Here is a 5760-nt window from a genome sequence, read left to right on the forward strand (position 1 = left end):
CCCGAGTACATCTACGTGAGTGAGGGCGAGATCGAGTACGAGACCGGCCTCGCCGACACCGAAATGCTCACCGTGGGTGACGACCGCGCCCTGCCCGCCGACACCGCCGTGCAAAAGCGCAACCCCACCGGCGAGCCCGCCGCCTTCCTGTCCTGGTTCGTGGTCGATCCCGAAGCGCCCTTCGCGCCCGAGACGAGCTTCGACGAGATGGGGACGGAGGACGAAGGGATGGCTAGCAGCGACGAAGCGATGGGCGCGGGTCAACCGGAGAGCACGGTCAGCCTGATGCCCGCCGCCGAGCATGGCATTCCCGAAGGCTTTGGCGAAGACGAGTGGCTAGCGGCCAGAGGCGCCGCCTTTGTCACCGCCAGCGACGCCGGCGAGGACAGCATCATGGTCGCCGCCAGCGGACTGGTGCCGGGCGGCATCTACACCATGTGGTGGGTCATCGAGGAGCCCGAGATGGAAGTAGGACCCGCCGGCGGCCTGCCCGCCAACACCTTCACCGCCGACCAGAACGGCAACGCCATGACAACCATCACCGTCGACGCCGACCATGACTATCAGACGCTGCTCGTCGCCTACCACGCCGACTACCGGACCTACGGCGACGAGCCCGGCCAGATGGGTGAGGTGACCTTCAGCCAGCTCATGGGACCTTTCCCTCGCTCGGCTGTGGACTCGGTGGAAATGGGGCAATAACGACACCCGCGACGTAAGCATTTCTACGCCGGCCCCGACAGGGGTCGGCTGTTCTCAGGCAGCTGCTGGGGGCGTCCACTCGAGCCGTCCAAACGTCGCCTCGGCGGTTGCGCTTCGCCGGCAGGCGGTTCGAACCGACATCCATACCGACATCCATACCGGAGGTAACATAGATGCTACCCAAACGTTTGGCCCTTACCCTTTTGCCGCTCTTACTCGTCACGCTCGTCCAGGCGCAAGCGGCCGCACCCCCAGAGGCCACGCCCACGGCGGAGGGCCTCGTCGTCATGGAGAGCCCGCGCAGCGTCGCCGAGACCCAGGCCCAGCTCGAGGCCGCCTTGGAAGCCAACGGCTTCATCGTCGTCGCTATCGTCGACCACGCCCAGAACGCCGCCGAGGCCGGGCTCGAGCTGAGGCCGACGCGGGTCGTCCTCTTCGGCAACCCCGAGGCGGGCACGCCGCTCATGCAGAGCGCCCAGACCGTCGCCATCGACCTGCCCCAGAAGATGCTCCTCTGGGAGGACGAAGACGGCCGCGTCTTCGTCGCCTACAACGACCCCGTGTACCTAGCCGAACGCCACGGCCTCAGCGGCATGGACGAGATGCTGGGGAATATCAGGAACGCGCTCGACAGCCTCGCCGCGGCGGCCACCGCGCCCTGACGCCCTTCGCCGCCGGGCCCGGTGGTTCAGCCGCCGTCCGCCCCCGGCGTCACCCCTGCCTCGCGGCGGATACGCTCGAGCAGACGCGCCGCGGCGTCCGCCGGCAGGTCGGCGGGGTCCTGGCTCAAGACCAGCGCGGCAAGAAGCTCGAGATTGGCCCAGACTACGCCCTTCTCTTCGCGGCCCTTCTCTTCGCGGCCCTCCTCTTCGCAGCCTCTGAGGCGTTGTCCACCCTGCTGTCCATCTTGCTGTCCACCCTGTTGCCTGGGCTGTTGCCTAACCTGTTGTTCGTCCCTGCGGTAGGCGCTCCACCCCTTATCAGTCTTCATCGCTTCTCCCTTGTAACCGCGCCTTGAGCTTGTCCAAGGCCAGGCGCAGCTTGGCCTTGACGGTGTCGAGCGGGTAACCCGTGATATCGGCAAGCTCCTGGTATGAGTAGCCCCTATAGAAGGCCAACCCGATGAGCTCGCGCTCGTCGCGGCTGAGCTCACCGACCGCCTCGCGCAACTGGGCGCGACCGGTGTGGTCAGGCATCTGGTCAGGCACCTGTTCGGGCGCCTGGTCGGGCGACCGGCTGGGCGCGTCCCGACTCTCGAGTGCCGCCTCGAGCCTTCCGCCCCGCATCCGGGTCATCGTCAGGCGGTAGGCGAGGGTGACGAGCCAGGTTCTGGCGCTCGCCTGTGAGGGGTCGAACCGAGCGGCCGCGTGCCAGGCTCCGACAAAGGCGTCCTCGACACTCTGCCGGCATTCGTCCGGGTCGTCGAGCATCTTCCGGGCCATCGCCAGGAGGTAAGGGGCGTAACGGCGGTGCAGTTGAACCAGGGCGGCCTCGTCACGCCCGGCCATGCGCCGAACGAGCTGCTCGTCGGACGCCATCAGGCCGGCGGAAGCAGGTCGACGAAGGTCGGCGGTTTGGAGGGGAGGTTCGGCGTCGTCGGCAACATAAAAAAGGTGTTCGGCAAGAGCTTCGAGTAGGGTCTCTGTTTCAGATGGGGCGGTGCCTCGAGCAATTAGAGCACGGACCCTATAGCGCATGGGGTACAAACATCACGCCGCTCGAGGCCGCGACCATGCGGGTCGAATCCAAACACAACCCCCACGACCATTTCCGTCAAATGGTTGACCCGAAACGGTTGACCGGCCCAGCGTCCCGCGCAGGCAAACACCGACCTGTAGGCGACCTGTAGGCCTTGGTACAGTGCTCGGCTCGGCTCGGCCTTTATCATTGTCTAGCTCCACAAACTAAAGAGCAATCCACACTGAAAGGGAATCATTTATGAAAAAGATTTACCCGTTCGTTCTCACCTTGCTCGTTGGCGGCGTACTCTTCGCCGGCGCTGCCTTTGCCGAGACGGGCGCTACCGCCGACGAGAACTTTGTCGAAGTTGACGGCGCTCAAGTCTACTACCAGATCCAGGGCGAGGGCGAGCCGATGCTCCTCATCCACGGCTACCCCCTCTCCGGCGAGCTCTTCAGAGACAACGTAGGGCCGCTCTCGGAGCAGTACCAGGTCATCACCGTGGACCTGCGCGGCTTCGGCATGAGCGTCGCGCCGAGCCAGGAGGCGTCCATTGAAATCTACGCCCAGGACGTGCTCGCGGTGATGGACGAACTCGGCCTCGAGCAGGCCGTGGTGGGCGGCATGTCGATGGGCGGCATCGTCATCTTCGAGATGGTCCGCCAGGCGCCCGAGCGGCTTAGCGGTATCATCCTGATCGACACCGTTCATCTGCCCGCCGGGGTCGCCGAAGCCGCGATGTGGCGCGGCGAGGCCGAGCAGGCGCAGCAAGAGGGCGTCGGCTCGCTCGTCGATTTCCTGCTGCCCGACATGCTCTCCGGCGACGCCCGCATGAACATGCCCGAACTCGCCGAACACCTCACCAGCATCGTTCAGCAAGCCTCTTTGGAGGGTGCGGTGGGCGGCGGCAACGCGCTCGCGGACAGGCCGGACTCCAGCGAGACGCTTGCACAAATCACCGTGCCGACCCTGATCATCGTCGGCCAGGAGGACACCCTCACCCCCTTCGAGATCCACCAGGAGATGAATGAGGGCATTGCGGGCTCGCAACTCGTCATTCTCCCCGGCGCGGGTCATGCCGCGATCATCGAAGCGGCTGACGAGGCAAATCAGGCCATCCTCGAGTGGGCGCAGGGGCTTCAGTAAACAGCCGAATGTCAACCGAAGGCCGCCCCACTTGGGCGGCCTTTTTAGTGGGGCTCACTTTTTGGGGACGAGGTAAGGAATCCGATTCGCCGCTCGAGCTAAGCTGCCTTTGTTGTGCCAGCACCCCAGCATCCCCACAGGACCCGTTACTTCCGTGCGAGTTGCTTCAGGTAGGATCTCGCCGACCCCGGACCCGCGAACGGCAGCGCCCGACCCAAGGGCCCCAACGGAGCCCATCCCAAAGGAGACCATCGATGAAACGAGTGACGATAAACCGAGTGATCGTCTTTACACTCATGCTGCTGCTGGGCTTTCTCGGTCTCGCGGCGGCCCAAGAGGAGGCGGACGAAGCGCCGGAGGCACAGGTCAACACCGTCGAGGGCACGGCCTTTATCCCGGCGCAGCTCGAGGCCAGCGAAGAGCGCATCGGCGGGCTTCAACTCCCCGAGGGTTTTGAGATAAGCGTCTTTGCCGAAGGCTTCGAGCGCCCGCGCATGATGGCGCAGGGCGAAGACGGCGCCGTCTTCGTGACGCTCCAGGAGGCGGGCGAGGTAGTCGCGCTGAGGGATAGCGACGGCGACGGCCAGGCCGACGACCGGCAGACCGTGGCCTCGGAACTCGAGGGGGTTCACGGCGTCGCCATCCACGAGGGCCGGCTCTACCTCGCCAACCCGACGACGGTCTGGGTCGGCGACCTTCCCGGCGAGGGCGAGGAGGCGGAGCTCGAGGTCGTCATCGACGACCTGCCCGACGGCGGCCAGCACGGCAACCGCACCATGCGCTTCGGCCCTGACGGCATGCTCTACATCAATGTCGGCTCGTCCTGCAACTCCTGCCCGGAGACCAACGAGGAGCACGCCACCATCTTACAGGTGGAGCCTGACGGCTCGTCGCGCGAAATCTTCGCGAGCGGCCTGCGCAACACCCTCGGCTTCGACTGGCACCCGGAAACGGGCGAGATGTGGGGTATGGACATGGGCGCCGACTGGCGCGGCGACGACTCGCCGCCTGACGAGCTGAACCTCATCGAGGCGGGCAACGACTACGGCTGGCCCTACTGCTACGCCGACAGGCAGCCTGACCTGTATATCCCCTATCCCCCGCCCGACGAAAGCTACGACGATTTGGCGGCCTACTGCGAGGCCGAGACGGTGGGGCAGGTCATCGGCTATCAGGCGCACTCCTCGCCGATCAACTTCGTCTTCTACACCGCCGAGAGCTTCCCCGAGGACTACCGAGGACACGCCTTCGTGACCATGCGCGGCTCCTGGAACCGCCAGCCGCCGGTGGGCTACAAGGTGGTGCTGCTGCGCTTCGAGAACGGCGAGCCCAGCGAATTCGAGGACTTCATCACCGGCTGGCTGCTCGAGGACGGCCAGGCGCAGTTCGGCCGCATCGCCGGCCTGCTGGTCATGCAGGACGGCTCGCTGCTTATCGCCGAGGACACGGGCGGCGTAATCTACCGCGTCAGCTACGACGCGGGCGGTCAGTAATCAGCAAGAGGTCGCCCGCGGCATGCAGATCGCGCGCTTCGAGAGCGGCCGGATCGTCGCGCGCTGGGGCAGCGCCGAGCAGTCGGTATCTTGCCGCAGATCGGCGCCGACCTGGCTTAGAACCTGTATACGACTCAGAAACTTCAGAAGGGAAACGATCATGGCAAACGAGTTGCAAGGACGCAAGGTCGCCATCCTCATCGCTCCGGCGGGCACCGAGCAGGTCGAGTTTACGGAGCCCAAGGAGGCCGTCGAGAACGCCGGTGCCGGCGTCACGGTGGTAGGCGCTCAGCGGGGCGAGGTTCAAACCGTCAACCACGACCTCGAGCCCGGTGAAACGTTCACGGTGGAGAAGGCCTTCTCCGAGGTTTCGCCGGACGACTATGACGCCCTGATCGTGCCGGGCGGCACGGTGGGGGCGGACAAGCTCCGCGGCGACTCCGAGGCCGTCACCTTCGTGCGCGGGTTTTTCGAGCAGGCCAAGCCGGTGGGGGTGATCTGCCACGGCCCCTGGACGCTGGTCGAGGCGGACGTGATCCGCGGACGGCGGCTGACCTCGTTTCCGACCCTGCAGACCGACATCCGCAACGCGGGCGGCGAGTGGGTGGACGAGGAGGTGGTCACCGACCAGGGGCTGGTCACCAGCCGCAAGCCGGACGACCTGCCCGCTTTTTGCGCCAAGATCGTCGAAGAGTTCGCCGAAGGCAAGCACGAGCAGCAGGCGCGGAGCGTCTGAGAG

Annotated in this window: 7 protein-coding genes; 5 read left to right on the plus strand and 2 right to left on the minus strand. The window is 65.8% G+C overall.

What is annotated here, in order from left to right; all coding sequences use genetic code 11:
- Both M3498_08390 and M3498_08395 read left to right on the plus strand, forming a co-directional pair.
- Positions 1-702, plus strand: a 702-nt coding sequence (locus M3498_08390; protein MDQ3459299.1) for a hypothetical protein, incomplete at its 5' end; no start/stop codon positions are given.
- Positions 703-890: 188 nt separating this feature from the next.
- Positions 891-1364 (plus strand): DUF302 domain-containing protein, encoded by a 474-nt coding sequence (locus M3498_08395; GenBank protein ID MDQ3459300.1) that lies wholly within the window; start codon positions 891-893, stop codon positions 1362-1364.
- A 26-nt stretch (positions 1365-1390) separates the two neighbouring features.
- On the opposite strand, the gene M3498_08400 is transcribed toward M3498_08395, so the two are convergent.
- Together M3498_08400 and M3498_08405 are read right to left on the minus strand one after the other, a co-directional pair.
- Complete coding sequence (locus M3498_08400) at positions 1391-1693, minus strand: hypothetical protein (GenBank protein MDQ3459301.1); 303 nt, start codon at positions 1691-1693, stop codon at positions 1391-1393.
- A complete protein-coding gene (locus M3498_08405; GenBank protein MDQ3459302.1) occupies positions 1683-2240 on the minus strand; it encodes a sigma-70 family RNA polymerase sigma factor in 558 nt (185 codons plus the stop codon). The genes M3498_08400 and M3498_08405 overlap by 11 nt, the downstream gene beginning before the upstream one ends.
- 400 nt (positions 2241-2640) lie before the next feature.
- Here M3498_08405 and M3498_08410 point away from each other — a divergent pair, with 400 nt between their 5' ends.
- The 3 genes from M3498_08410 (at position 2641) to M3498_08420 (ending at position 5757) form a co-directional block, all read left to right on the plus strand.
- Positions 2641-3528 carry an alpha/beta hydrolase gene (locus M3498_08410; protein MDQ3459303.1) on the plus strand — a complete coding sequence of 296 codons (888 nt, stop codon included), beginning with the start codon at positions 2641-2643 and terminating at the stop codon, positions 3526-3528.
- 254 nt (positions 3529-3782) lie between these two features.
- A complete protein-coding gene (locus M3498_08415) occupies positions 3783-5021 on the plus strand; it encodes a PQQ-dependent sugar dehydrogenase (protein MDQ3459304.1) in 1239 nt (412 codons plus the stop codon).
- Between the two features lie 160 nt (positions 5022-5181).
- On the plus strand, positions 5182-5757 hold the full coding sequence (locus M3498_08420; GenBank protein ID MDQ3459305.1) for a type 1 glutamine amidotransferase: 576 nt from the start codon (positions 5182-5184) through the stop codon (positions 5755-5757).
- Positions 5758-5760: the final 3 nt, after the last annotated feature.

The organism is Deinococcota bacterium (assembly GCA_030858465.1).
Taxonomy (GTDB): domain Bacteria; phylum Deinococcota; class Deinococci; order Deinococcales; family Trueperaceae; genus JALZLY01.

Bases quoted from the DNA above. Each gene is read 5' to 3' on its own strand.
- M3498_08400 (MDQ3459301.1), bottom strand. From the start codon at position 1,693: ATGAAGACTGATAAGGGGTGGAGCGCCTACCGCAGGGACGAACAACAG.
- M3498_08405 (MDQ3459302.1), bottom strand. From the start codon at position 2,240: ATGGCGTCCGACGAGCAGCTCGTTCGGCGCATGGCCGGGCGTGACGAG.
- M3498_08410 (MDQ3459303.1), top strand. From the start codon at position 2,641: ATGAAAAAGATTTACCCGTTCGTTCTCACCTTGCTCGTTGGCGGCGTA.
- M3498_08415 (MDQ3459304.1), top strand. From the start codon at position 3,783: ATGAAACGAGTGACGATAAACCGAGTGATCGTCTTTACACTCATGCTG.
- M3498_08420 (MDQ3459305.1), top strand. From the start codon at position 5,182: ATGGCAAACGAGTTGCAAGGACGCAAGGTCGCCATCCTCATCGCTCCG.